The organism is Clostridium sp. YIM B02500, from assembly GCF_022324665.1.
In the GTDB taxonomy this organism is placed as follows: Bacteria; Bacillota; Clostridia; order Clostridiales; family Clostridiaceae; genus Clostridium; species Clostridium beijerinckii.
In genome coordinates this window covers 189,122-213,103 of record NZ_JAKGTE010000007.1, presented here as the reverse complement: position 1 = coordinate 213,103, position 23,982 = coordinate 189,122, and the positions used below count along the sequence as shown (strand labels likewise).

Here is a 23,982-nt window from a genome sequence, read left to right as displayed (position 1 = left end):
GCGATAGCTCAATGGTGGAGCACTCGGCTGTTAACCGATAGGTTGGAGGTTCGAGTCCTCTTCGCGGAGCCATATTTATAATAAAAGAATTTTTAGTCGAGAAATCGGCTTTTTTTTATTGTATAAAATAGAGTAAAAACTTATACTATATATGGATGTGAAAGTTATTAATAACTAAATTAGATACTACGGAATAATTAATAATAAAATCTATTGAAATATAAGAGGTATTATAATATGAGCGATGACATTAATAATAGTATGAATTATAGTAATGAAACCAGTAAGGTTACTGAAGCAAAAGAAGCTGGTGAGGCTGATGAATCTGTTGAAAATAGTGAGATAGATGATAATTCTGAAACTAATGATATTAGTGATAATATAAGGCCATTTGAGATCGATGAAGTTGGTGAAGAAGATTTCAAAGGTATAAAAAAAAGAAAATTTGCTATTTTACTTACGATAATAGCTGTAGCTATAATTGTAGGAATCGCTATTACGGTACAAAAATCTGTTATTAATAAGCAAACAGCAGAAGTTCTTAATGCAAATGGAAATCCATATTCTGAAGGAGATAAAAATCAAACAGATAGTAACGTATATAATTCAGTGAGAAGTTCAGAAGTAGAGGATGTTGCTTTTATAGAAAAATATTTAAATCAGCAGATGAAGGGTCAAATGCCTGATGGAGCTGATGGAAAGAAAGTTGTTTATTTAACATTTGATGATGGTCCGTCAGAAACTGTAACTCCAAAAGTTTTAGATACTCTTAAGGAAGAAAATGTTCATGCTACTTTTTTTCTTGTGGGAAAAGCAATAGATGAAAGTGAAGCTAATAGAAATATAGTTAAAAGAGAACTTGTAGAAGGAAATGCAATAGGTAATCATACTTATTCACATAATTATGGATATTTATATCCAAATGGAAAAATAAATTTGGAAAATTGTATGTCTGATTTTGAAAAAACTAATCAATCTTTAAAAAACATTTTAGGACAGGATTTTTCTACACGAGCTGTTAGATTCCCAGGAGGTCAAATGACATGGGATAAGAAGGACCCATCGGGGGCTGATGCAATGGATAAGGCTCTTCATGAAAAAGACTACCATCAAATAGATTGGAATTCATTGTCTCAAGATGCAGAAGGGGCACATAAAAATGCAGAGCAGTTGAAACAGGAAGTTATAAAAACTGTATCAGGAAGAGAAAAAGCAATCATATTAATGCATGATACTTATGGAAAAGAGGAAACTGCAAAAGCGTTGCCAGAAATAATCAAATATCTAAAACAACAAGGATATGAATTTAAAATTATGAAATAGCCTAATATGACTATGTTGATTTTCATTTATCTTAATTTATGTAGCTAAACTGTGGTTACATAAATTGAAATAAATGAAAATGACATAGTTTTTTTATATAATTGGTACAAATATTATTTTTATCAATTAATTGAAATAGAAATAATTAATGATAAACTATTAATATATAATTAGATTTGCATACATGGAAGCACTAAGGTTATAATTTATAACAATAATCTTAATAATAGAATGTATATAATTATAATATTACTGAAAATTATCTTTATATTAGAAATAAGGAGGAATAAGATGTTATCAAAAAATATTGTAGCAGAGGTATTAGCAAAGTGCTTAGTAACTGGTGGAGATTTTGCTGAGATATTTGAAGAAAATTCAATTAATAATTCTATAGCATTAATTGACGGCAAAGTAGATGATGCCATAGGTGGAAGAAGTTATGGTATAGGAATAAGAATATTCAAGGGATTGAACAGTGTATATGCCTATACAAATAATAATAGCTTAAGTGGTCTTTTAGACACTGCCTATAGAGCAGCTTTAGCTTTAGGTGATGTAAATAAAAATGAAATAAATTCAATAGTATTAACTGAGAAGAGTATATCTACAATACATCCAATATTGTATTATCCTAAGGATGTTGCATACGATAGAAAAATAGCAATTTTAAAAAGTGCGTATAATGCAGCAAAGAATTATAACAGTGATATTTCTCAAGTTATTACAAGTTATGCAGATAAAGAGCAAAATATTTTAATTGCAAACACTGAAGGTTTATATGTTCAAGATACAAGAATAAGAACAAGGTTAGGCATAAGTGCAATAGCATCAAAAGGGAGCGAAAACCAAACTGGATTTGAAGGACCTGGAAGACATATGGGAATTGAAATGTTTGATAGTGTTGATCCAGAATATCACGGAAAGGAAGCAGCGAGAATAGCTCATACGATGCTTTATGCAAAGAACTGTCCAGCAGGTAATATGACTGTTGCTATAGATAATGGGTTTGGGGGTGTTATATTCCACGAAGCTTGTGGACACTCTTTAGAAGCTAGTGCTGTAGCTAAAGGAAATTCAGTCTTTGCCAATAAATTAGGTGAGAAAATTGCATCAACAAAGGTAACAGCTATAGATGATGGAACTGTACCTAATGCTTGGGGATCGCTAAATATAGATGATGAGGGTAATAAGACACAAAAAAATATTTTAATTGAAAATGGTGTTCTAAAAGGTTATATGATTGATAAGTTAAATGGAAGACGTATGAATATGGAGGCTACAGGAAGTTCAAGAAGACAAAGTTACAAGTTCCAACCAACTTCAAGAATGACTAATACCTATATAGCAGCTGGAAATGATAATCCGGATGATATAATTAAATCTATAGAAGAAGGATTATATGCAAAGAAGCTAGGAGGCGGATCGGTTAACCCTGTAACTGGTGAGTTTAATTTTGCAGTTCAAGAAGGGTACTTAGTTAAAAATGGTGTGATTCAGGAGCCAGTAAGAGGAGCAAGTCTTATTGGTAAAGGTAGTGAAGTACTTATGGATATAGATATGGTCGGAAATAATTTAGATGTAGCTCAAGGTATGTGTGGCTCATCATCAGGAAGTATTCCTACCAACGTAGGTCAGCCTATGATTAGAGTAAAGAAAATGACTGTTGGAGGTAGATAAATATGGATTTTGAATTATTTAAAGAAGAATTATTTAAAGAAGCTAAGAATTCAGGCTTTGAAGAGTTTGAAATATATTATTCTGATGCTGAAAGTTTAAGTTTAAGTATTTATGAAGGTGAAGTTGAAAAATATAAACTAAATAATGCCTTTGGTCTTTCGTTCAGAGGAAAAATCAATAACAAAATGGGATATTCATATACTGAAATATTAGATGAAGAAGCAATAAAAACTCTTATAAGAAATGCAAAGGAAGCGGCATTTGCTATAGAAAATGATGATGAACAGTTTATATATGAAGGGGATAAGGAATATAAAGAATTAGACTGTTACAAAAAAGATTTGGATAATATTAAGCCCTATGAGCTTATAGCTCTTTCTTTAGAAATGGAGAAGGAATGTAAAAAACAATGTGATAAAGTTGTAAGTTTCCAAGGTTGTGGAATTGGATATGGTAAAGCTACCTATGGAATAATAAATTCAAAGGGACTTAATTTGAAAAATGAAAGAAATAATCTAAGTGCATATGTCGTTCCAATAATACAAGATAATAATGAAAAGTATGATGGAACAGGATATGTTATGGCTAAAAAGATAGATGATATAGATCCAAAAAGTTTAGCTAAGCAAGGTCTTGAAGAAGCGCTTTCAAGAATTGGTGGAAAAAGCATTCCATCAGGTAAATATAAGATAATTATAAATAATGAGGCCATGGTATCACTGCTTGGAACTTTTTCAGGAATTTTTAATGCAGAGCAAGCACAAAAGGGGTTATCTTTGCTGAAAGGAAAAGAAGGTGAAATTATAGCATCAGATGTAGTGTCTATAATTGATGATCCTCACTTAAAGGATGGGCTTGGAACAACTTCATTTGATGATGAAGGAGTAGCAACTATCAAAAAAGAGATAATATCTAAAGGAAAATTGAATACATTATTATATAATCTAAAAACTGCGCATAAGGCAGGAATTAAATCCACAGGAAATGGATTCAAAGCTTCGTATGCATCAATAGTAGGTGTTAGTGCTACAAATTTTTATATAAATCCAGGTGATAAATCTTTTGAAGAACTTTGCAATGAAGTTAAAGAAGGTGTGATAATTACAGATTTTGCAGGCCTTCACTCTGGAGCTAGTGCTGTAACTGGAGATTTTTCTTTAGCAGCTAAAGGATTTATGATTGAAAATGGAAAGAAGAGCTTTCCGGTAGAACAAATTACAGTTGCAGGAAATTTCTTTACATTACTGAAAGATATAGAGGAAGTAGGAAGTGACTTAAAGTTCCCGATGAGTAGCATAGGATGTCCGTCAGTTGTTGTGAAAGAACTTTCAATAGCTGGAAAATAATTTTGTTATTAATTTAATAGATATGCTAAGGTAGGTTAAATAGTTATGAATATAATCTATATGTATCTTTTTTCTTTTATAATTTATAGCTTTCTCGGATGGATATGTGAAACTATATATTGCTCTATAATCGATAGGGAGTATGTAAATAGAGGTTTTTTAAAAGGACCATTTTGCCCTATCTATGGATCAGGTGCACTTATAGTAATTATATTGCTAGCTCCATTTTCAGATAATATTGTAATTTTATTCTTGAGTGCAATGATTTTTACAAGCATATTAGAGTATTTAACAGGTTTTTTGCTAGAAACAATATTTAATCTTAAATGGTGGGATTATTCAGGCTATAAATTTAATATAAAGGGCAGAGTATGTCTATTAAATTCAGTGTTATTTGGTCTTTTATCTCTAATCACAATAAAAGTTATTAATCCAATTATAATAGACTTAGTTAGTCACATATCACTAAAGGTTTCTATGTGGATTTGTGATATTTCACTCTTATATTTATTGACAGATGGGATAACTACAACAGTTAAAGTTTTGAAATTAGGTGGAAAACTCAAAGAAATGAGCGCTTTATTTGATGAGATAAGAGAAAGAACTGAAAGCTATAAAGTGGTTCTACAACAAAATTTAAGCAGATTTGATGGCTTGATAGAACAGGAAAGTGAAAAAGTTATTCATGCGAAAGAACAAATTAGCAAGCTAAAATTTAAATTAGAAAATTTGGTTTTAAGCAATAAGGCCGTGAATAAACGAATAATTAAAGCATTTCCAAATATAAAGTCTTTGAAGTATCAACATTCACTAGATATATTAAAAGAAGAGATAAAAAAGATTAAGAAAAAATAAAAGAGATGGTCAAATTTTATTTGACCATCTCTTTACTATAGTTAAAATATCATTATCTAATTAGAATTATGAGCATAATTTGCACGTATCATTTTATCCGAAAGATCTAATGATTTTTTATAAATATCTTTTTCTTTATCTGTTAAGTTTTCCCCGCCTTTAAGTGTTCCATTAGTTATTACGGCAAAAGATTTATTTGTATTTAATAAGTTTCTACCTAAAGTAGTGTTCTCGTACTTATCCTTATCAACTCCAAGTAAATATAAGAGTGTTGGCATTACATCAATCTCGCCATTGTACATTTTATCAAATGTTTTTCCTTCATTTGTAGATGGATTATAGATAATAAATGGAACAGTCGGATTTCCTGTATTTAGATACCAATCTTCTTTATGAGATAGCTGTCCAATGCTATCATCATAATATTTATGAATTCCTGTATGATCACCCATTATTGCTATAATGCTATTTTTAAGTAATCCCTCTTTATCTAATTCATCAATAAAATAACCTATTTGTTTATCTGTATAGTGAAGACTTTCAAAATATCCACCAAGTTTACTTTCATTTAATTCAGGATCAAGTCCAAGCTCTCTATACTTTTCTGGAAGATCAAATGGACCATGGCTTGTCAATGTTACAGTTTCAGCGTAGAATGGCTGCTTTAATTCTTTTAACATAGGAACAACTTGCTCGAAGTATCTTTTGTCACTTATACCAAGGCCAATTTGTTCATCAACATTAAATGAGTAGTAATCAGTAAATTTATCAAAGCCTATTCCAAGCAATCCATTTTTATAATTCCAAAAAGAACCTTTATCAGGATGAATAGCAGAAGTAGCATAGCCTTCACCTTCTAATAAATTTGGTAAGGAATTATAATTAGTATTTGGATATCTAAAGAATGTACTTCCTTGTCTTAAAGGCAACATTGAAGTATTAACCATTAAATCAGCATCGGAGCTTGTCCCTTCGTTTACTTGCTCAAAGGTATTAGGGAAGTACAATGATTTTTGTACTAATTTATTCAAATTAGGTGTTATTTCTTTTCCATTAACTGTTTTTCCGATAACAAAGTTTTCTAAAGACTCAACTTGAATATAAATTAAATTTTTTCCTTTTGCCATGCCAAGGTACTCGTTATCTGGAAGGTTCTCTTTTTTTATTTCAAATAACTCATTTATATCAGCTTTATCTTGATCTGTTAATTTATATGGTTTAGAATCTTTATAAACTGTATAACAATCCATAATATGATATCCAATAGGAGAAAAGTATTTGGCAGTATTTGACTTATCATAATTACTGAATAAGTAAGCATTATGAACATCTGTATTATTGAATACAGTTATACTGATAGGTACATAAATTATAAATAATATTGGCAAAACAAAAGTACAAAAGAATGTTTTAAATGCTCGTTTATGTACTTGAGTAAATGATTTTCTAGTTATGTAAGCATATATACCTAGTATTATAAAATCAAATACAAATATAAAATCTAAATTGCTGGTCATTGATAATATACTTCCAGACATATTATCTAAATTAGCAGTTTGAGTTAATATTAACGCAGATGGAACAGTTAAAAAACCTCTAAAATACCATACATCAATTAATATTAATAGTGTTAAAGAAAAATCGATTACTAGAGTATAGATTATTCTACCTTTACCTTTAAATAATAATGAGAAACTTAAGAATATTAAAGTAAAGGCCACATAATAATTTAAGAAAGAACTAGCAGATTCATAGCCAGTAGAAAAACTAAATGTATATGGATCTTTGCTCGTAACAAATCCTTGAAATATAATCCCTTTTAATACTATAGAGACAAGAGCTATTAGAAAGAAAATTAATCTTATAACCTTATCTTTTTTTATATTATTTTCTAAGCTATTTTTAAAAAAATTAACAACATATGAGTTAGAAGAACTCATGATTTCACCTCAATTCAATATATCACTACATTATAGTATACATAAATTTATGGATTAAACAAATATAAATTAATGATATATTAGTAATTAAAAGGTAAATAATTTGTGAATAAAAAACTATATATAAAAATTAGCATGGTATACTATTAATGTGGGAAAACTTATATAATAGACTTATAATAACTTAATTTAATATATTTTTAAATTAAGTTATATATTAGTTAAGAAATCGATTGAAAAATTTGATATATTAATTATAGATTAAAATAATTATAAAGGGGTCAAACATATGAAAGAAATAGATTGCAGAGGATTATCATATCTACAAATAATAAGAGAAGTTAAGAAGTATTTTAATTCAATTGGAGAAGGGGAAGCTGTTGTAGTAGTAAACAATGAATTAGGGCGGTCAAATGTTATAAGGTATGCAGCGCATAAAGGATATAAAGTAGATATGGAGGATGAAAAAAATAGATTTTTAATAAAGATGGAAAAGAGAGGATGCCTAGAATCAGAAGATGAGGAAGAAATTTTTTCTATATTAATAACAAGAGATAAAATTGGTGAGGGAAATGATGATTTAGGAATAACTTTAATGAGTGAATATTTCGAAGCATTGAATGAGTATGATAAACTTCCAAAAGAAATTTTATTCTTAAATTCAGGGGTTAAGTTGTTTAAAAGGGATTCTAAGGCTATAGAAGATATAAGAATGTTATATAAAAAGGGCGTTAAACTTTTAATAAGTGATACATCCTTGGATTATTATAAATTAACAGAACAAATAACTTTTGGAGAAATAGCAAGCATGTATGATATGGTAGTTGCAATGAAGAAAGCAAAGAAATTAATAAAGCTTTAGGAATTAATGGTGGAGGATATTATAATGCCAGATTATGAATTAATTATTATTGGGGCAGGAATAGCGGGAATGACAGCTGCACTTGGAGCTGCAAGAGAGGGAATAACAAAAATACTAATTATTGAAAAGGAGTCTAACGTTGGGGGAATAATCAATCAATGTGTTCATAATGGTTTTGGAAAAAACTTTCTAGATGAGCCAGTGACCGGCCCAGAGTATATTGATTTTATAGAAAGGCAGTTAGGAGAATTTGAAATAGAAATACTTTTAGATACTACAGTTTTAGAAGTAACTGAAGGAAAAAAAGTTACATATGTAAATTCTAGAGATGGTATTAAAGATTTAACCGCTCAAGCGATAATATTTGCTATGGGAGCAAAAGAAACATATTCAGGAAATGTTATAATTCCTACCAATGGACTTACAGGAATATTCACTGTAGGAGAGGCTCATAAAATAATTAATTTAGATGGATATCTACCAGGAAGAAGGACTGTGATTATAGCGAAAAATAAATGGGGATTCATAGTTGCAAGAAGGCTTATAGTAGAAGGTGGAAATATAGAAGCGGTTGTCATTGAGAATACATTTGAAGAAATGGCTAATTCGGAAATACGAGATATTGTTGATGGCTTTGATATACCAGTAATAGAGAATTCTAGAGTAACAGAAATTGAAGGGAAAACACGAATTGAGAAGCTAAAAATAGTTAATTTAGAGAATGAAGAAATAATAGAAAAGGAATGTGATTCACTTCTATTATCAGTTAATTTCTTGCCAGAAACAACCGTAATTAAAAAAACAAGTTTTGATATAAATTCTAAGACATCTGGATTTGAAGTAGTAGACTTTGCAACATCTTTAGAGGGTTTTTTTGCTTGTGGAAATGTTATATACGGAGAAAATGCGTTTTGGATGGAAGAAACTGATGGTATACAATGTGGAATTATTGCGGCTAGATTTGTAAAGGAAAGCATGTAGAAGTTAGGTAGAGATATATTAGCAGTAATATAATAAAAGCTAAAATTACTGCTAATTAGTTCACAGAATAATATGGTTTAAAAATAATTGAGAGCATTTTCATACATTAGGTGATGGCCAAGTGAATTCATGTGAATTCCATCTAAATAAATATCATCCCTATTAAATGTCAAATCGTAGAAATTGATAAATTGAAGATTGTATTTATTAGATAATTTAATGAGTTCATCCTTTAAATATTGAAGTTCTTTTTCTGCATAAGAATATAGATGCGAAGGAGAAAAAAGCGAATTTGCCATTTGGCCAATAATCTTAGGGGGAATTCCTAAAGTCACTTTTGAGCCTATATTTAGTCCATCATTAATCATTATTTCAATATTACTAATTATAAAAGGAATTTTGCGTCCTAGAAGAAGATCATTGCTACCTCCCATTATAAAAATTTTCGATGGAGAATAAATTAAAACATCATCATTATAGCGAGTAAGCATTGAAGTGGTAGTATCACCATTACAGGCTTTATTTAATGATGAAAGGGAGCGTTCTTGCGTAAGTTTGTAAACCCAAGAATTTTGTTTAGTTACCCCATATCCTAAAGTTAGGCTGTCTCCAAAGAAAATGATATCAAGCTTATTATTCATATATAGACTCCTTTTATGTAATTAGAATAGTTTGTTAAAGCACTTTTTACATATTAATGTTTTTCCTGAATCGGCTTTTACATAATCATCTGAAATAATGGCTTTATTGCAGATGCTACATATAATCATTTCGCTAGACATTAATGAGTTAGATGAGGTTTTTTTTGATTTTTTATCACGTTTATTTTCAGCATTGCAATCAAGTTTATCTTTTTGATAATTAGTTGCAGAACTACTAGTTTTATCAGATAGTATATTTTTTCTTATTGGAGAATATAATTTAGGTTTTAAGGAAGTAGTTCTTTTGACAACTTTATAGCTAAAATCATATTCACTTTCAGCAAAGAGTTCTAGTTCAAATCTTGGATTCTCTTTATCATAATATTCTTCTGTAAAGATTTTGGTTATCTGAGCATCATTTATAATTAATCCACTTTTTTCAATGCCATCAAATATACTTTTTGTAATATTAATGGTATCTGGATGACGCTTTTCACTTTTATAATATACTCTTAGTAAAGCTATTAGACTTTCAGAAAAAACAACATCAGGATTTTGATTTCTTGCAAGAAGTGCTATTTCCTGTTCGTATAGAGCATACCTATCATGATATTTCCCAGAGCTATGTGGTAGGATTGCACGTCCATTTAGATTGTGTAACTTAAAATTGGATTTTGTAATAGGTGATCCTTTAATTATAACTTTAGCATAGTTAGACATTTAAATTCTCCTCGTGAAAGTATATTTGTTATCTCAAATATACATCATATGTACCTTTTATACAACAAGTTAATATTACAATGAAATTGTGAGAATAAGATATATGTTAAGTGCATTTGTATAACTAGAAAAATTGAACTTTGATAATATTGTATAGATAAAGTATAATATTTTAGTAATTAAAATATAGAATAGTTTGCGCATTGAAAAGATATGATTTCATAAATATTAAGAAGATATTAAACAATATATAAATACGAGATTTTATCTTTTTTTTAAGATAAAATAGATTTAGATAAATTAAATAATGTTATAGTAAAGTATTTAATTTATCTAGTTCTTAATTTTAACTAATATATCAAAGTTTTCTCTTGTTAGATTAGTTAAAATTAAGTTATAAATAGGCTTAATCAGCTTATTTAGATAGATCAGAATAAATAATTTTATTTGAATTGTAATAAAAAGAGGTATTAGATATGAATAAAAAAATAATTTTAGCAATAGAATCAAGTTGTGATGAAACTGCTGCTGCAGTAGTTGTGAATGGTAGAGAAGTTTTATCAAATATAATTGCTTCACAAATTGATACTCATAAAAAATTTGGAGGAGTGGTTCCAGAAGTTGCATCGAGAATGCATATTGAGGCAGTAGATAGTGTTGTAAAAGCCGCATTATTAGAAGCAGGAATTTCAATAGACGATGTTGACGCAATAGGAGTTACGTATGGACCAGGACTTGTTGGGGCACTTTTGGTTGGGCTTCAATACGCAAAAGGATTGGCATTAGGTTCTAAAAAGCCTTTAATTGGGGTTAATCATATACAAGGACATATTAGTGCTAATTTTATTGAGCATAAAGATTTAAAGCCACCTTTTGTCTCACTAGTGGTTTCAGGAGGACATACTTTTATTGTGCATGTAAAAGGATATAGGGATTTTGAGGTTATTGGCCAAACAAGAGATGATGCGGCAGGAGAAGCTTATGATAAGGTGGCAAGAGCATTAGAACTTGGATATCCGGGCGGACCCAAAATAGATAAGCTAGCTAAGCAAGGAAATAAGGATGCAATAGAATTTCCAAGAGCTAAGTTTCAGGATGATACATTAGATTTTTCTTTTAGTGGAGTTAAATCAGCTGTGTTGAATTATTTAAATAAGGCAAAAATGAAAGAAGAAGAGATAAATAAAGCTGATATTGCAGCGTCATTTCAAAATGCGATAATAGATGTATTAAAGACCAATCTATTCTTAACCTGTGAAAGAAAAGGAATAAAAAAGATTGCAGTGGCAGGTGGTGTTGCATCGAATTCTTGTTTAAGAGAAACTTTGCTAGAGGAAGGTAGAAAAAAAGGGATTGAAATTCTATTCCCATCACCTATATTGTGTACAGATAATGCAGCAATGATAGGAAGTGCAGCATATTTCAACTATCAAGAGGGAGCAGTATCAGATTTAAATATAAATGCAAAACCTAACTTAAAACTAGGGGAGAGGTAGAGTCTAGGTATGAAGCTGTTATCACATTCTAATGGAGTACATAAGGTTGAGAAAGATAAAACCAGCAAAAGGAGCATTTTAAAAAAATGTGTTATCTTTTTTGTGGGATTATTTATCTTTGGTTTTTTAGTGCAAATTTTAAATGATTTTGTAGATAATACAAGATTAAAATCTAGATTTAAGTATGTCAGAATAGATGGACGTAAAATGGAGTATAAGCTTAAGACTGGTGGAGATTATACTGTAGTATTTGATGGATCAATTGGAACTACAATGTATGAGTGGGATGATGTTTGTAAGTCATTAGAGGAGAAGAAGATATCTACCTTTACATATAATAGAGAAGGATATGGATTTAATGATGGCGGGGATAATAGAACGCCAGAAGAGCAGGCTAAGGATTTGAAAGCATTGCTTAGAAAAGCTGGAGCACCAGAGCCATACGTTTTAGTTGGAGAGGAGTACGGTAGTCTGGTTCTTAGTAATTTTGCCAATTTATATTCAGATTCAGTAGCAGGAGTTGTGTTAATTAACCCAATATCAGAGGGAAATATTCAAACTAAGGAATTTAAGAATAGTATTAAGTCCAAATATTATAGAAGTATATTTGAGAAAATGGGTACGAATTTTAGTTTGACTGCATTGCTAAATAAAGCAGGGTTAACCATGGAAAATGATACGTTTAAGAAGTATTTAAATCAGAATGAATTAGATGAATTTCAGAGTTTTGAAAATAAGAAAAATTATAAACAGGCAGTTTCAAACGAACTAGAAAATTTATATAAAGGCATTTCGAATAGTCAAACTAATGAACTACTAGGAAATAAGCCATTATATTTAATAACTAATAATGAAGATGATCCTGTTAAAAAGATTGGTAATACAACAGTAACAACTATATATAAAGAGGAAATAGAGGGATCTCCAATGTCTGTATTAGATCCTGACTCAGTAGTTACCGGCGTTAATAGTGTTTTAAAAGATGCTAAGAAGGCAGCTAAAAAATCTTGATGCTAATAAATATGTATATTTTATTAAATATTAAGTATTATTGAATAATTAAGAAATAAAGCTTCTATTGGGCTAAAATTCATAAAAAATTATATCAAATTATATATTCTTGTCATTTGTTTGACACATAATAAATCTATACTAACACTATAAAGATAATACTAGTAGATATTTAAAGTATTCTAATATACTTTATAAGAACGAATTTGTATAGTTTAATTACTAGTCATATAAGTTGAGAATTGATATATAGGAGGAAAAATACATGAATAATAATGATAATAACGAAAAATTTATTGATGTAGAGTCATTACCAGTAGATAAAGGTCAGCAAGTTGCATGGGAAAATTGTTTTCAAAATAGTAATAATTATGTAGATCCGAAGAGAAAGAAAAGAAGAGGTCTGCGCATGCTAGGAAGGATTGCAGGAATTTTAGTTCTTACAATGGTAGGAGGGGCAATTGGAAGTGCTGCTACTTATTCATTCATGAAAACTAATAATGTTGCTGCAACTAAACAAATAACAAGTTATATTCCGCAATCATTCACATCAAGCACTCCTGATGCAATGTCAGCGGCAGATGCATTTAATAAAGTTGCGCCAGCAGTTGTCATTGTTTCGACGAAAGGTTCATCTAACAGTGGATTTATGAACGGCGAAGTTGAGGGGATGGGATCAGGGTTCATTATAAATGAAGAAGGATATATACTAACTAACTATCACGTAATTGCAAATGCTAAAGAAATTACAGTAACTTTAAGTAATAATACTGAAGTAAGTGCAACAGTAGTAAATTATGATCAAGATAGAGATGTTGCAATGCTTAAATTAAAAGATGGAACTAAAGTTCCTGCTGTTGCAGAACTTGGAGACTCTGATGAAGTATATCCAGGAGCTGAGGTTATAGCAATTGGAACACCTCTCTCAAAGAATTTTGCTCAGACACTTACAAAGGGAGTTATAAGTGGAAGCAATAGAACAATAGATGATAGTGGAAAAAGTGTAGATTTCATTCAAACAGATGCAGCTATTAATCCTGGAAATAGTGGAGGTCCATTAGTGAATGCTAAAGGGCAAGTTATAGGAATAAATTCTATGAAGATAGGTTCTGATGCATCGGGATCATCAACACCAGTTGAAGGTATAGGGTTTGCAATACCTATAAATGAAGTTAAGAATAAGATAGATGCTTTATCAAAACCTATATTAAATCTAGGAATTCAGATAAGAGAAATTGACAGCGCTACTGCTAAGAAATACGATTTGGTAGAAGGAATATATGTATCTTCTGTTGAAGAGTATTCACCGGCTGAAAAAGGTGGTCTTAAGATTGGAGATATAATTGTTAAATGCGACGGAAAAGAAGCTAAGACATTCGATGAACTTAAGACAATAAAGGAAAGTAAGAATGCTGGGGATACTATGAAGATAGAAGTAATTAGAGATAAGAAAACTGTTGATTTGTCAGTTGTATTAGAAGAAAAATCTAATTAAAATCCTTCTAAATAGAAATTAAATATATTTGATTGTTAAAACTAGAATTGATAAATTTAATGTTATCAATTCTAGTTTTTATTGCATCAAAATAATATTCTTTAAAACTTTAAGGAAAAGTAGTAAAATTAAAGATTATAAGGGTAAGGTATCTTAATTTAATAGTTTTTTGATATCTAAATGGAGAAGGGGATAATTTATGGAGGAAATAATATTAAATATAATAATGCACAGCGGGGAAGCACGAACTTTTTCTATGGAAGCAATTACTTTAGCTAAACAAGGAAATTTTGATAAAGCAAAAGGGTTAATAATAAAAGCTGATGAGGAATTAGGATATGCACATAATTCTCAAACAAGTTTAATTCAGGGAGAAGCTGTAAATGAGAAAATAGAATTCTCCTTGCTTTTAGTTCACGCTCAAGATCACTTAATGACTACAATGGTTTTGAAGGATTTAGCGGTTGAATTAATAGAAGTGCATGAAAAAATAAGTTCTATTAAATAGAGGTATATAAATATGAAAAATAAAATTAAATATGCTATTGTATTTTCGGTCCTTTTGTTAATTGGAATAGTAAGCATTAATCTATTTCAACCGAATAAAGAGCAACAAGTTAGAGGAAATATAGAGCTCTTAGTAAATGAGAATTCCTATGAGTACTTAGTTGAGTGCGCCAATAATTTTATGAAGGAGAATGATAGGACTTCAATAAGTGTAAAGAAGTTAGAAAATTACAATCAGATAGTTAATAATAATTCAGAAGGAAGTACGAAATCAAAGATTTCTAGTATAGCGCAGATAGATAGGTTTAGTTTTGATAAACTAAAATTAGATAACTATGAGTATTATAACAAGGATGATAAGCTCTTGAGCGAATATGCTAAGAATTTTTCTAAGTATAGGGTGGCTCAGGTTAAATATGGTGATAGTTCCATAGGAATACCTTTAACATCTAGGCCATTAGCTTTCTATGTCAGAGAAGATTTATTAAAAAGTTATGGATATGAAAGAGATAGTCTGAATACATGGGATGATATCATAAGGATTGGAAAAGATATTCATGAAAAAAGTAACGGAAAAATATTTATAATTAATGCAACTGATCAAGATTACGAAGATTTGATGGATCTATTAACCATGGAAACATTAAGTGATGGTGATAAAAGCACAGATGTAGTTAAATCAGAAGTTCAAGCTATGATGAAAAAACTAGAGGATAATAATATTTTAAATTTACAAAATGGAGGAGAATTCTTAGCAAGAATATCGTCTATTAATGCAATGAAAGAAATAGCAGCATTAGATGTTCCTTGTACGTGGAGCGTTAATAACGTGCCTAGCCTTAAACCAGGGGCTAATAAGTTTTTTTCATCGGAAGGAGATAATTTATTAATATTAAATCAAAACAGCGAGAATGATAAGCTAATTGAAAAATTTATAACTTACGTAATAACTAACAACAAGGAAGCTGTTAAATATGTTAAGGAAGGAAAGTTTTTCTCAAGCTATTTATATACTTATAATACTAAAGATATTGAGGAGCCAGTAAAAAATTTTACTGGAAAAAGTCCTCTTGTAGTATTAAGTAATATAGAAGAAAAAACTCCAATCATAAGTAATTACGATGAATATATAAAGATAAAGCAAGAGATTAGAGCAAATACCAATTAATAATGAGAATTTATATAAATAGTTTTAGATTATCAGCATTATAAGGAAAACAGTAAGGTGTTTCTTATAATGCTGAATTTATTTTAATATAGTATTTGAAATATCACTCTGAATTCACATTTGATTTATTACTAAAGATTTAAATAATTATAAAAGTCTAAGATATTAAACTTCTATAGGCATTTAAGGTATTCTTGGCAGTCTTATTCCAAGTAAAGTTAAGGCTTCTTAGATATCCCTTTTCACTAAGCTCAGCTTTTAAAGTTTCATTATTCAAAAGATCAACTAAGGCATTGTCTAATTCTTCTATATTATAAGGATTTATCAAAATAGCACTATCACCAGTTACTTCTGGAATAGAAGTTATAGAAGATGTTATAACTGGTGCCTTACAGCTCATTGCTTCAAGCGGAGGAAGGCCAAAGCCTTCATAGAAGGAAGGGTATACAAATGCATCACACCCGCTATAAAGAACAGGAAGAATATCATCTTCTATATATCCACAAAAAACAACTTTGTCTTGTAAGTTATTTTCTTGAACAAATGAAAGTAACTTTTCACCTTCATCTTTTAAAGGGCCCCCAAGCAATAACTTATAAGGCTTATTCAAGTCTTTATAAACTTTACAAAATGATTTAATTAAACCTAAGGCATTTTTCCTTAAACTAAACCCACCTATATATAATATATAAGGATCATCAACTTTAAATGTGTTTTTTACGTATAGCTTACATTGATTCTTATCCAAAGGTTTAAAATTATTATTAGCGGCAAGTGGAGTTACAAATATTTTTTCTTCAGGATAAAAACTAAAGAATTTCAATATATCTCTTTTAGAGTATTCAGAAACTGTTAGAATGCCGCGTGAATTAGAAATTATATTTGGCATATTATTCAAAAATCGTTCTAGGTATCCTTTGCCAACAGTTTCAGGCATTATATATGGGATTAGATCATGGATTGTAACTATAGTTGGTATTTTTGTATCAAAATCGAGTCCTATTCCGTTTTGAGGAATATGGTATAGGTCAGCATGGACCTTGTTAAGTGCATTAGGTATATAATATTTTTCATAAAAACCGCCATGTCTACCTGAAGAATAAATTATATTAACATTTTCCTTATTGAATTCTTTGTTAAATTTTCCAGAGCAAAATAGAGTGAATTCATCATTCGAATCTAAAGAAAGAATCTCTGATATAAGATTACTAGTATAAGTACCAATTCCAGTTCCTTGATGTAAAGTGGAACTACGAGCATCAATGGCAATTTTCATATGAACACCTCAACAAATTACATATATAATACAGAATATTATTAGTTTTTAATTTTTGTGAATATAAATCACAATAAATTATTTGAGCACATATAATAAAAATAAATAATAGCTGGTAGGAAAAGTTTATGGAGAATAATAAGGAGATACTTAAAATTAAAGGCTATATTGAAGAAAATTATAATTTAGATGTAGAAGATATTGAAAAAGTTAAAAATAGTTATAAAGTTATTACAAAGGATGAGAGATATTGTTTGAAAGTAGTTAAATATGAATTCTCTCATTTTTATTTTATCTTATCTGCAATGAAGCATTTACAAAGAAATGGATTTGGGGATATTCCTGAATTTATTATGAATAGAGAAAAAAAAGAATATGGGAACATAAACGGAAAGTATGCGTACTTAACAAAATGGATTCCATCGAGAGTAAGTAATTATGATAATCCAATAGAATTATCAATGGTATCAAATGAGCTTGCAAAATTACATGAATGCAGCAAAGGATTTACATTGAAGAAAGAGATGAAACCAAGGATTGGATGGTTTTCATGGATAGATGTTTTTGAAACAAGGAGAAGAGAAATACTGGATTTTAAAAATAGAATAAGTCAAAAAGCATATAAATCAAATTTTGATTTATTGTATTTGGACAATATGGAAAAAGAATTAAATAGAGCAGAAAAGAGTATAGTAGGTCTTCAAAAAAATAATTATGTAAAGGTTATGGAAAAGGAAGTTCTTTCAAGGGGATTTTGCCACCATGACTATGCTCATCATAATATATTAATAGATAATAAGAAAAATATTAATATTATAGATTTTGATTACTGCATATTAGATTCACATCTCCACGACGTATCTTCTTTATTAATAAGATCAATGAAAGATGGAAAATGGGAAAGCGACAAATGTAATCTAATTTTAAATGCCTATAGTGAGAGAATAGAAATAAGAAAAGAAGAGCTACCTATAATTAGAGAATTTATAAGATTTCCTCAGGCTTTCTGGCAAATAGGGTTGCAGGTTTATTGGGAACAGCAACCATGGGGAGAAGAATTTTTCATCAATAAGTTAGAGAAGTACTTAAATGATTGTGAATTTAGAGAAAAGTTTATTGATAGTTATTTTAGTGGGGGAAATTAATATGGATGAATTATTGATTAATCAGTATTTAAATAAAAAAGGAATAGCTATTATAGGACAAGGTTTTAGTTATGATAAAAATATGCAAAGAAATGATATAGTTTCTCAAGTTGATTTAATTATAGAATTTCATAAATTGCTATTAGGCGGCAATCTAACAGGGCTAAGCAAAATTAAAAGCACAATAGGCAGAGAAGTGGAATCTTATAAAGTGCAGATAAGAAAACTACAAAAGAATTATTCATATGTATCTAGTAAAACATGTACAAATGAGATAGAGAATATCATATTATCAAACGGAAAAATAATGTTGGAAAAAGCTAATAAGGCTATAAATTATATTTATGAACATGACTACTTTGGAGTTATAAGACGTAGTATGAATAGAGAAGAAATCTGCCTTGGTAAAGTTGATAAAAGTAATTTAAGAAAGAATAATGAAAAAATAGAAGTGTGTACAATAAAAGGTATGACATATAACTTGGTAGAAGAAGACTTATATAATTATATTAAGAAACTACAAAGAAAGGAAATTAATATAGATGAGGAAGAACTAATAAAGTTATTTGTACATGGATCACACCTATCATTTAACAGCTTTGATTATTTAAGAGGGCTTTGCAGTTATCCAAAGGATTTTTTAAAGTTTTGGGAGAGGTATAGAGATAGTAGAAAGGATAATACAAGAGAAATTTATAATATACAAAATGAGGAATGTAAGGGTAGTAGGAAAGCAAGGAATGACGAACAATTATTAAATGGATTGAAGAAAAGTTTAAAGTATGAAAGTAAAAATTTTATCATATAGGTAACCAAAGGTAGTTATTGTTTATACCTAAAGCTTAGTTGTTAGGAGGAAGAATATGAATAGAACTAAGTATTCAGAAAAAAATTATTTATGCGATTATGATTTGAGCCTAAAGTTCTTCGAAGAACTAGGAATAAAAGTAAACGACATTGTTCCACTTAGAAAAGTATTTTTGGTATATACAGATGAAGGAAATAAAATATTGAAAAGAGTAAATTATGATGTAGATAGAGTCAATTTAATAAGTGATTCTTTAGACTATGTAAAAAAGAGTTATGAACATGTAATAACATATAAAAGGTTCAAAGATGATTTATGTTATAAAGAATGGAATGGACAAATTTATATTGTTATGGATATATTGAATGGAAGAGAAGCATCATTTTCTAATCCAGTAGAAATTGATCTTTGTGCAGAAAATATAGCTTTAATGCATAAAGCTTCAAAAGGATTAAGAGAACATTTGAAAGATAAATACAAAAAAGATTTTTTAGATATATCTTTGAAAGATAAAATTAAAGAAGCATATGATGATTTAATTTGGATGAAGAGTTTAGTAGATACGTACAAATATAAAAATGAATTTGATAAATTATTTATAAACAATGTAGATAAGTATTTAAATGAAATTAAAGAGGTTCAAAATGACATTGAAAAAAGCTCATATGATAACCTAAGACAGGATGGAGATACTATTCGTTTGTGTCATAATGATTTAGCTTATCATAATTTCTTAACCAAAAATAATGAAATAAATATAATAGATTTTGATTTTATGACTATAGATTTAAGAGTAATGGATATATGGAATTTTATTTTAAAGTGCATAAAGAATGCCGCATTCGATGTGGACAAGATGTCAACTTGTATTAATGGATATGAGAATGTGTCCATTTTAAAAAAAGAAGAAAAAGAACTCTTGTATATACTTATAAAGTTCCCTAAAGATTTTTATACAATATCAAGAGATTATTATCATAAGAGAAAGAACTGGGAATATGAAGTATATTTAAGCAGATTTGAAGGAAAGTTGAGTAATGAGGACTTTAGATATGAATTTTTAAAGGTTTTAGAAAATAAATTTTTCATAGGTGCTGAAGTAAATAGGTAATTTAAATATAAGTTTAATTTATTTGAATGCAAAGAATAATATAAATCTAATTTATAATTGATCTATTTATAATAATAATTTAGCCAATATTTTATTTCGTAAATAGAATATTGGTTTCTTATTAGTTAAAAAATATTGAGAATTTATAAAGGCAAGAAAATCTCTTATGATTTTCTTGCCTTTATACAGATATTTAATAGAAATTGTTTAATTGAAACTGTTGTAATATAAATTACTTATAAGGTAGCTAATTACAAAAACTATGAAGGAATTTTACTAGTTATATAAAAAATATAAATTTTATTTTATATAGTTAGTGTATTATTCTATGAATTTATTATAGCTTCATAGGCGGATATTGTATCTAGAGCTGTTTTATTCCAAGAAAAGTTTTTACTTCGTGTTAGGCTTTTTTTGACCATTGTTAACCTTAATAAGCTATTACTTAAAACTCTTTCTATGTCATAAGATAGTGAATCAATATCATTAGGATCTATAAAAAGTGCTGATTCATGACATACCTCAGGCAATGACGTAACATTAGAAGCTATTACAGGAGTACCACATGCCATAGCCTCTATAGGAGGAAGTCCAAATCCTTCATAAAAAGAAGGGTATACAAGGACCTCAGCAGCGTTGTAAAACAACGGCATATCTTCAATGGGAATAAAATCAGTAAAAATAACGTTATTAGATATATTTAGACCATCAGCTCTATTTTTGTATTTAGTATAAGAAGGACCCTTACGACCAATTATAACTAGCTTGAAACTTTCTTTTAATTTACTTGGGAGTTTAGAATAGGCTTCTATTAGCCCTAAAATATTCTTTCTTGGACTAAATCCTCCAACGTAAAGTACGAAGTCTTCCTTTATCCCATATTTCTCAGTAATAAAGTCTTTAGATCTACATTTACTCATAGGTCTGTAAATATCTTCAGCAGCTAATGGGGTAACATAAATCTTTTCAGCAGGAAAGTTAAATTCCTTAGCAATATCATCCTTAGAGTAATTAGATACAGTAATTATTCCATCACAATTATCTAAAATTTTAGGCAGTTCATTATTAAATATTTTTAAATATCTATCACTAACAGTTTCAGGCATTCTTAAAGGAATTATATCATGTAGAGTAATAACTTTTTTGCATTCAACATTTTCTGATAGACCAACCCCGTTTTGTGGGACATGGTAAAGCTCTATGTCTGCATTATTTAATATATTGGGAACATTTATATCATCCCAAAAACTATTAGAAGGTATTGATTCAATAAGTTCTGTTTTAAAATTATTATTTAAATCGCTTATAAAGTCGCATTGTGGTGTGAAAATTAAATAGTTATTGTTACTATCAACATTGTTGAGGCTAGATATTAACTGATAAGTATAGGTACCTATACCAGTGCCTCGATACCACTTTGCAGCTCTACCATCTATTCCTATTTTCATTATTAAACCCTTTCATAGCATTTGTCTTAATCTATTATATTAAAAGAATATAAAAAATGTTAATAAAAGAAATGATATCCTCATATAAATATACAGGAGGTGAGAAGTATGATGAGGGAATTTGAAATTGAAAGACAATTCAATATAAAGATAGAAAAAATTAAGGCAAATAAGGGCGTATACTATCTTAAAACAGATAAAGGCGAGAGATGTTTGAAAAAGATAAATTATGGACCCCAAAAGTTATTGTTCGTGTATGGTGCTAAAGAGCACTTAAGAAAAAATGGTTTTAATAATTTAGATAAATACTATTTAAACATAAATGGAGAGCCTTATGCATTGGTTAATGAAGACTTATATACTTTGTCTGAATGGTTAGAAGGAAGGGAATGTGACTTCCATAACATAGATGAAGTAAAAATAGCAGCAAAAACTTTAGCTAATCTCCATGAAGCATCTAAGGGATATGATCCACCTGAGAATTCTAAGCTCAAAAGTGATCTTGGCAGATGGCCTCATTTAATAGAAAAAAGAATTAAATCTTTAGATAAAATGAGAGATATGGTAAGGAAAAAAAGTATAAAAAGTGATTTTGACATGCTCTATTTAAAATCTATGGAGTTTTATAAAGAGATCGGGAAGAAATCCTTAGTAACTTTAAATGAGTCAGATTACTATGAGTTATGTGCAATTGCTGAGAATGAAAAAAGTTTTTGCCATCATGATTTTACTTATCATAATATAATTTTGAGCGATAGTATGGATGTACATGTTATAGATTTTGATTACTGTAAAAGAGAAGTTAGAACCTTTGATATAAGCAATTTTATGATAAAGGTGCTAAAGAGAGTTGAGTGGAATTTAGAATTTGCGACAGCTATTATAGAATCCTATGATTCAGTATCAAAATTAAAATCAGAGGAATATAAGGTATTATATGCATATCTTCAATTCCCACAAAGATATTGGAGGCTTGCAAATAGATATTATTATAATGAAGTTAATTGGGGGCAAAATACATTTGCAGGTAAGTTAGAATCAATAATACATGAGCAAGAGAAATACCTAGAATTTTTAGAAAAATTCAAGAATGAATATAAGATATAATAAACATAATAATATGAACTACCGAAATAATTAAAGAATTATTTCGATAGTTCATTTATTTTGTTCTTGCCTAGATAGAATAAAATCATTCTTATATTAATTTAGAAACCTTTAATAATCTTTACCATATTATAATGTGAAAGAATGTATTAGGAGAAAGTAATGGAAATAGGAGATATAGTTGTTAGAAAATCTTATAATAAAGATATTACTTTTAAAATAATTGATATTAAAGATAGTGGCGGAAAGTATAATATAATTCTAAAAGGAATTAATATAAGAATAATAGCAGATGCAAGTTTGGATGATCTTGAAATGGCAGAAGAGGACACTGGATCTCAAGATAAAATATTAAATACAAGAGTTAATGAGGCCATAAAGAAAGCTATGATACTACGAGGTGATCTTAGGGATAAAGTTGAAAAATCTCCTAAGATAAAGACGAAGAATGAATTGATGTTTGGAAGGCCAGGAAAGATTCTCCATGTAGATGGGGATAGTGAGTACATGGAGACTTGTTTAAAGGTATATAAGCAATTATCTTTAGATGCAGTGGGGAGAGCTATAGCGGAAAAAGATCAACCAGAGGTAATAGTAGACTTAGTGAAAGAAATAAAACCGGACATAGTAGTTTTAACTGGACACGATAGTGTTTTACGAGAACCAAGAGATTATTTGAATTTAGATAATTATAGAAATTCAAGATATTATTTAGAATCAGTCAAAAACTTAAGAAATTATAATTCAAGTTATGATGAATTAGTAATATTTGCAGGGGCTTGTCAAAGTTGCTATGAAAGAATATTAGACGTAGGTGCTAATTTTGCCTCGAGTCCAAATCGAGTATTAATACACTGCCTGGACCCTGTTTTTGTATGTGAGAAGATTGCTTATACAAGAATTGATAAGGTAGTCTCAATAACTGATGTTATTGAAAATACGATAACAGGAATAAAGGGAGTTGGAGGATTGCAGACTAGGGGAAAGTATAGAGAAGGATATCCTAAATCTCCTTATATTTAATAAATAATTTAGATAGGAATTGCATAAAATAAATTATTAAAA

Annotated in this window: 21 protein-coding genes; 16 read left to right on the top strand and 5 right to left on the bottom strand. The window is 29.1% G+C overall.

The genetic code is table 11. The features are described from left to right. Positions 1 to 237 precede the first annotated feature (237 nt). The 4 genes from L1S46_RS08405 to L1S46_RS08390 all read left to right on the top strand — a co-directional run bounded on the left by L1S46_RS08405 (position 238) and on the right by L1S46_RS08390 (position 5,201). Positions 238 to 1,323: a polysaccharide deacetylase family protein gene (locus tag L1S46_RS08405; protein WP_238899742.1), complete on the top strand. Its 1,086-nt coding sequence runs from the start codon at positions 238 to 240 to the stop codon at positions 1,321 to 1,323. Positions 1,324 to 1,614: 291 nt separating this feature from the next. Beyond that, positions 1,615 to 3,000 carry a TldD/PmbA family protein gene (locus L1S46_RS08400; protein ID WP_011967718.1) on the top strand — a complete coding sequence of 462 codons (1,386 nt, stop codon included), beginning with the start codon at positions 1,615 to 1,617 and terminating at the stop codon, positions 2,998 to 3,000. Positions 3,001 to 3,002: 2 nt separating this feature from the next. Continuing rightward, positions 3,003 to 4,346 carry a TldD/PmbA family protein gene (locus L1S46_RS08395; RefSeq protein WP_238899741.1) on the top strand — a complete coding sequence of 448 codons (1,344 nt, stop codon included), beginning with the start codon at positions 3,003 to 3,005 and terminating at the stop codon, positions 4,344 to 4,346. Between the two features lie 45 nt (positions 4,347 to 4,391). Further along, complete coding sequence (locus L1S46_RS08390) at positions 4,392 to 5,201, top strand: putative ABC transporter permease (protein WP_238899740.1); 810 nt, start codon at positions 4,392 to 4,394, stop codon at positions 5,199 to 5,201. A gap of 56 nt (positions 5,202 to 5,257) precedes the next feature. Here the strand turns inward: L1S46_RS08390 and L1S46_RS08385 are convergent, their stop codons facing one another. After that, entirely contained in the window at positions 5,258 to 7,141 is a 1,884-nt protein-coding gene (locus L1S46_RS08385) for an LTA synthase family protein (RefSeq protein ID WP_238899739.1), read from the bottom strand. Positions 7,142 to 7,430: 289 nt separating this feature from the next. Here L1S46_RS08385 and yedF point away from each other — a divergent pair, with 289 nt between their 5' ends. Both yedF and L1S46_RS08375 read left to right on the top strand, forming a co-directional pair. Continuing rightward, on the top strand, positions 7,431 to 8,003 hold the full coding sequence (gene yedF, locus L1S46_RS08380) for a sulfurtransferase-like selenium metabolism protein YedF (RefSeq protein ID WP_238899738.1): 573 nt from the start codon (positions 7,431 to 7,433) through the stop codon (positions 8,001 to 8,003). Between the two features lie 24 nt (positions 8,004 to 8,027). Next, positions 8,028 to 8,984: an NAD(P)/FAD-dependent oxidoreductase gene (locus L1S46_RS08375; protein WP_238899737.1), complete on the top strand. Its 957-nt coding sequence runs from the start codon at positions 8,028 to 8,030 to the stop codon at positions 8,982 to 8,984. Between the two features lie 77 nt (positions 8,985 to 9,061). On the opposite strand, the gene L1S46_RS08370 is transcribed toward L1S46_RS08375, so the two are convergent. After that, positions 9,062 to 9,625 (bottom strand): GDSL-type esterase/lipase family protein, encoded by a 564-nt coding sequence (locus tag L1S46_RS08370; protein WP_238899736.1) that lies wholly within the window; start codon positions 9,623 to 9,625, stop codon positions 9,062 to 9,064. Between the two features lie 21 nt (positions 9,626 to 9,646). Further along, a complete protein-coding gene (locus L1S46_RS08365) occupies positions 9,647 to 10,345 on the bottom strand; it encodes a RusA family crossover junction endodeoxyribonuclease (RefSeq protein ID WP_023974830.1) in 699 nt (232 codons plus the stop codon). Positions 10,346 to 10,821: 476 nt separating this feature from the next. Here L1S46_RS08365 and tsaD point away from each other — a divergent pair, with 476 nt between their 5' ends. From tsaD to L1S46_RS08340, 5 genes are all read left to right on the top strand, one after another. Further along, positions 10,822 to 11,841 (top strand): tRNA (adenosine(37)-N6)-threonylcarbamoyltransferase complex transferase subunit TsaD, encoded by a 1,020-nt coding sequence (gene tsaD, locus L1S46_RS08360; protein WP_041893764.1) that lies wholly within the window; start codon positions 10,822 to 10,824, stop codon positions 11,839 to 11,841. 9 nt (positions 11,842 to 11,850) lie between these two features. After that, positions 11,851 to 12,852, top strand: coding sequence for an alpha/beta hydrolase (locus L1S46_RS08355; protein WP_238899735.1), 1,002 nt, complete (start codon positions 11,851 to 11,853; stop codon positions 12,850 to 12,852). 265 nt (positions 12,853 to 13,117) lie between these two features. Further along, complete coding sequence (locus L1S46_RS08350) at positions 13,118 to 14,347, top strand: trypsin-like peptidase domain-containing protein (protein ID WP_039771779.1); 1,230 nt, start codon at positions 13,118 to 13,120, stop codon at positions 14,345 to 14,347. Positions 14,348 to 14,546: 199 nt separating this feature from the next. Continuing rightward, the gene (locus tag L1S46_RS08345; RefSeq protein ID WP_011967729.1) at positions 14,547 to 14,855 is read left to right on the top strand and encodes a PTS lactose/cellobiose transporter subunit IIA; all 309 of its coding nucleotides are present in this window, start codon (positions 14,547 to 14,549) and stop codon (positions 14,853 to 14,855) included. Between the two features lie 12 nt (positions 14,856 to 14,867). Continuing rightward, positions 14,868 to 16,022 (top strand): ABC transporter substrate-binding protein, encoded by a 1,155-nt coding sequence (locus L1S46_RS08340; protein ID WP_017210069.1) that lies wholly within the window; start codon positions 14,868 to 14,870, stop codon positions 16,020 to 16,022. Between the two features lie 157 nt (positions 16,023 to 16,179). On the opposite strand, the gene L1S46_RS08335 is transcribed toward L1S46_RS08340, so the two are convergent. After that, positions 16,180 to 17,298 carry a glycosyltransferase family 1 protein gene (locus L1S46_RS08335; RefSeq protein ID WP_011967731.1) on the bottom strand — a complete coding sequence of 373 codons (1,119 nt, stop codon included), beginning with the start codon at positions 17,296 to 17,298 and terminating at the stop codon, positions 16,180 to 16,182. A 128-nt stretch (positions 17,299 to 17,426) separates the two neighbouring features. Between L1S46_RS08335 and L1S46_RS08330 the strand changes: the two genes are divergently transcribed. Genes L1S46_RS08330 through L1S46_RS08320 form a run of 3 tightly spaced genes read left to right on the top strand, consistent with a single transcriptional unit; the run spans position 17,427 to position 20,362 of the window. Continuing rightward, a complete protein-coding gene (locus L1S46_RS08330) occupies positions 17,427 to 18,443 on the top strand; it encodes a CotS family spore coat protein (protein WP_017210071.1) in 1,017 nt (338 codons plus the stop codon). A 1-nt stretch (position 18,444) separates the two neighbouring features. Continuing rightward, positions 18,445 to 19,251: a spore coat protein gene (locus L1S46_RS08325; RefSeq protein WP_238899734.1), complete on the top strand. Its 807-nt coding sequence runs from the start codon at positions 18,445 to 18,447 to the stop codon at positions 19,249 to 19,251. Between the two features lie 55 nt (positions 19,252 to 19,306). Then, a complete protein-coding gene (locus L1S46_RS08320) occupies positions 19,307 to 20,362 on the top strand; it encodes a CotS family spore coat protein (RefSeq protein WP_238899733.1) in 1,056 nt (351 codons plus the stop codon). A 326-nt stretch (positions 20,363 to 20,688) separates the two neighbouring features. Here the strand turns inward: L1S46_RS08320 and L1S46_RS08315 are convergent, their stop codons facing one another. Then, complete coding sequence (locus L1S46_RS08315) at positions 20,689 to 21,810, bottom strand: glycosyltransferase family 1 protein (protein ID WP_238899732.1); 1,122 nt, start codon at positions 21,808 to 21,810, stop codon at positions 20,689 to 20,691. A 108-nt stretch (positions 21,811 to 21,918) separates the two neighbouring features. Between L1S46_RS08315 and L1S46_RS08310 the strand changes: the two genes are divergently transcribed. Together L1S46_RS08310 and yabG are read left to right on the top strand one after the other, a co-directional pair. Continuing rightward, positions 21,919 to 22,917 (top strand): CotS family spore coat protein, encoded by a 999-nt coding sequence (locus tag L1S46_RS08310; protein WP_238899731.1) that lies wholly within the window; start codon positions 21,919 to 21,921, stop codon positions 22,915 to 22,917. 162 nt (positions 22,918 to 23,079) lie between these two features. Next, positions 23,080 to 23,940, top strand: coding sequence for a sporulation peptidase YabG (gene yabG, locus L1S46_RS08305; RefSeq protein ID WP_011967737.1), 861 nt, complete (start codon positions 23,080 to 23,082; stop codon positions 23,938 to 23,940). The last annotated feature ends 42 nt before the right edge of the window (positions 23,941 to 23,982 follow it).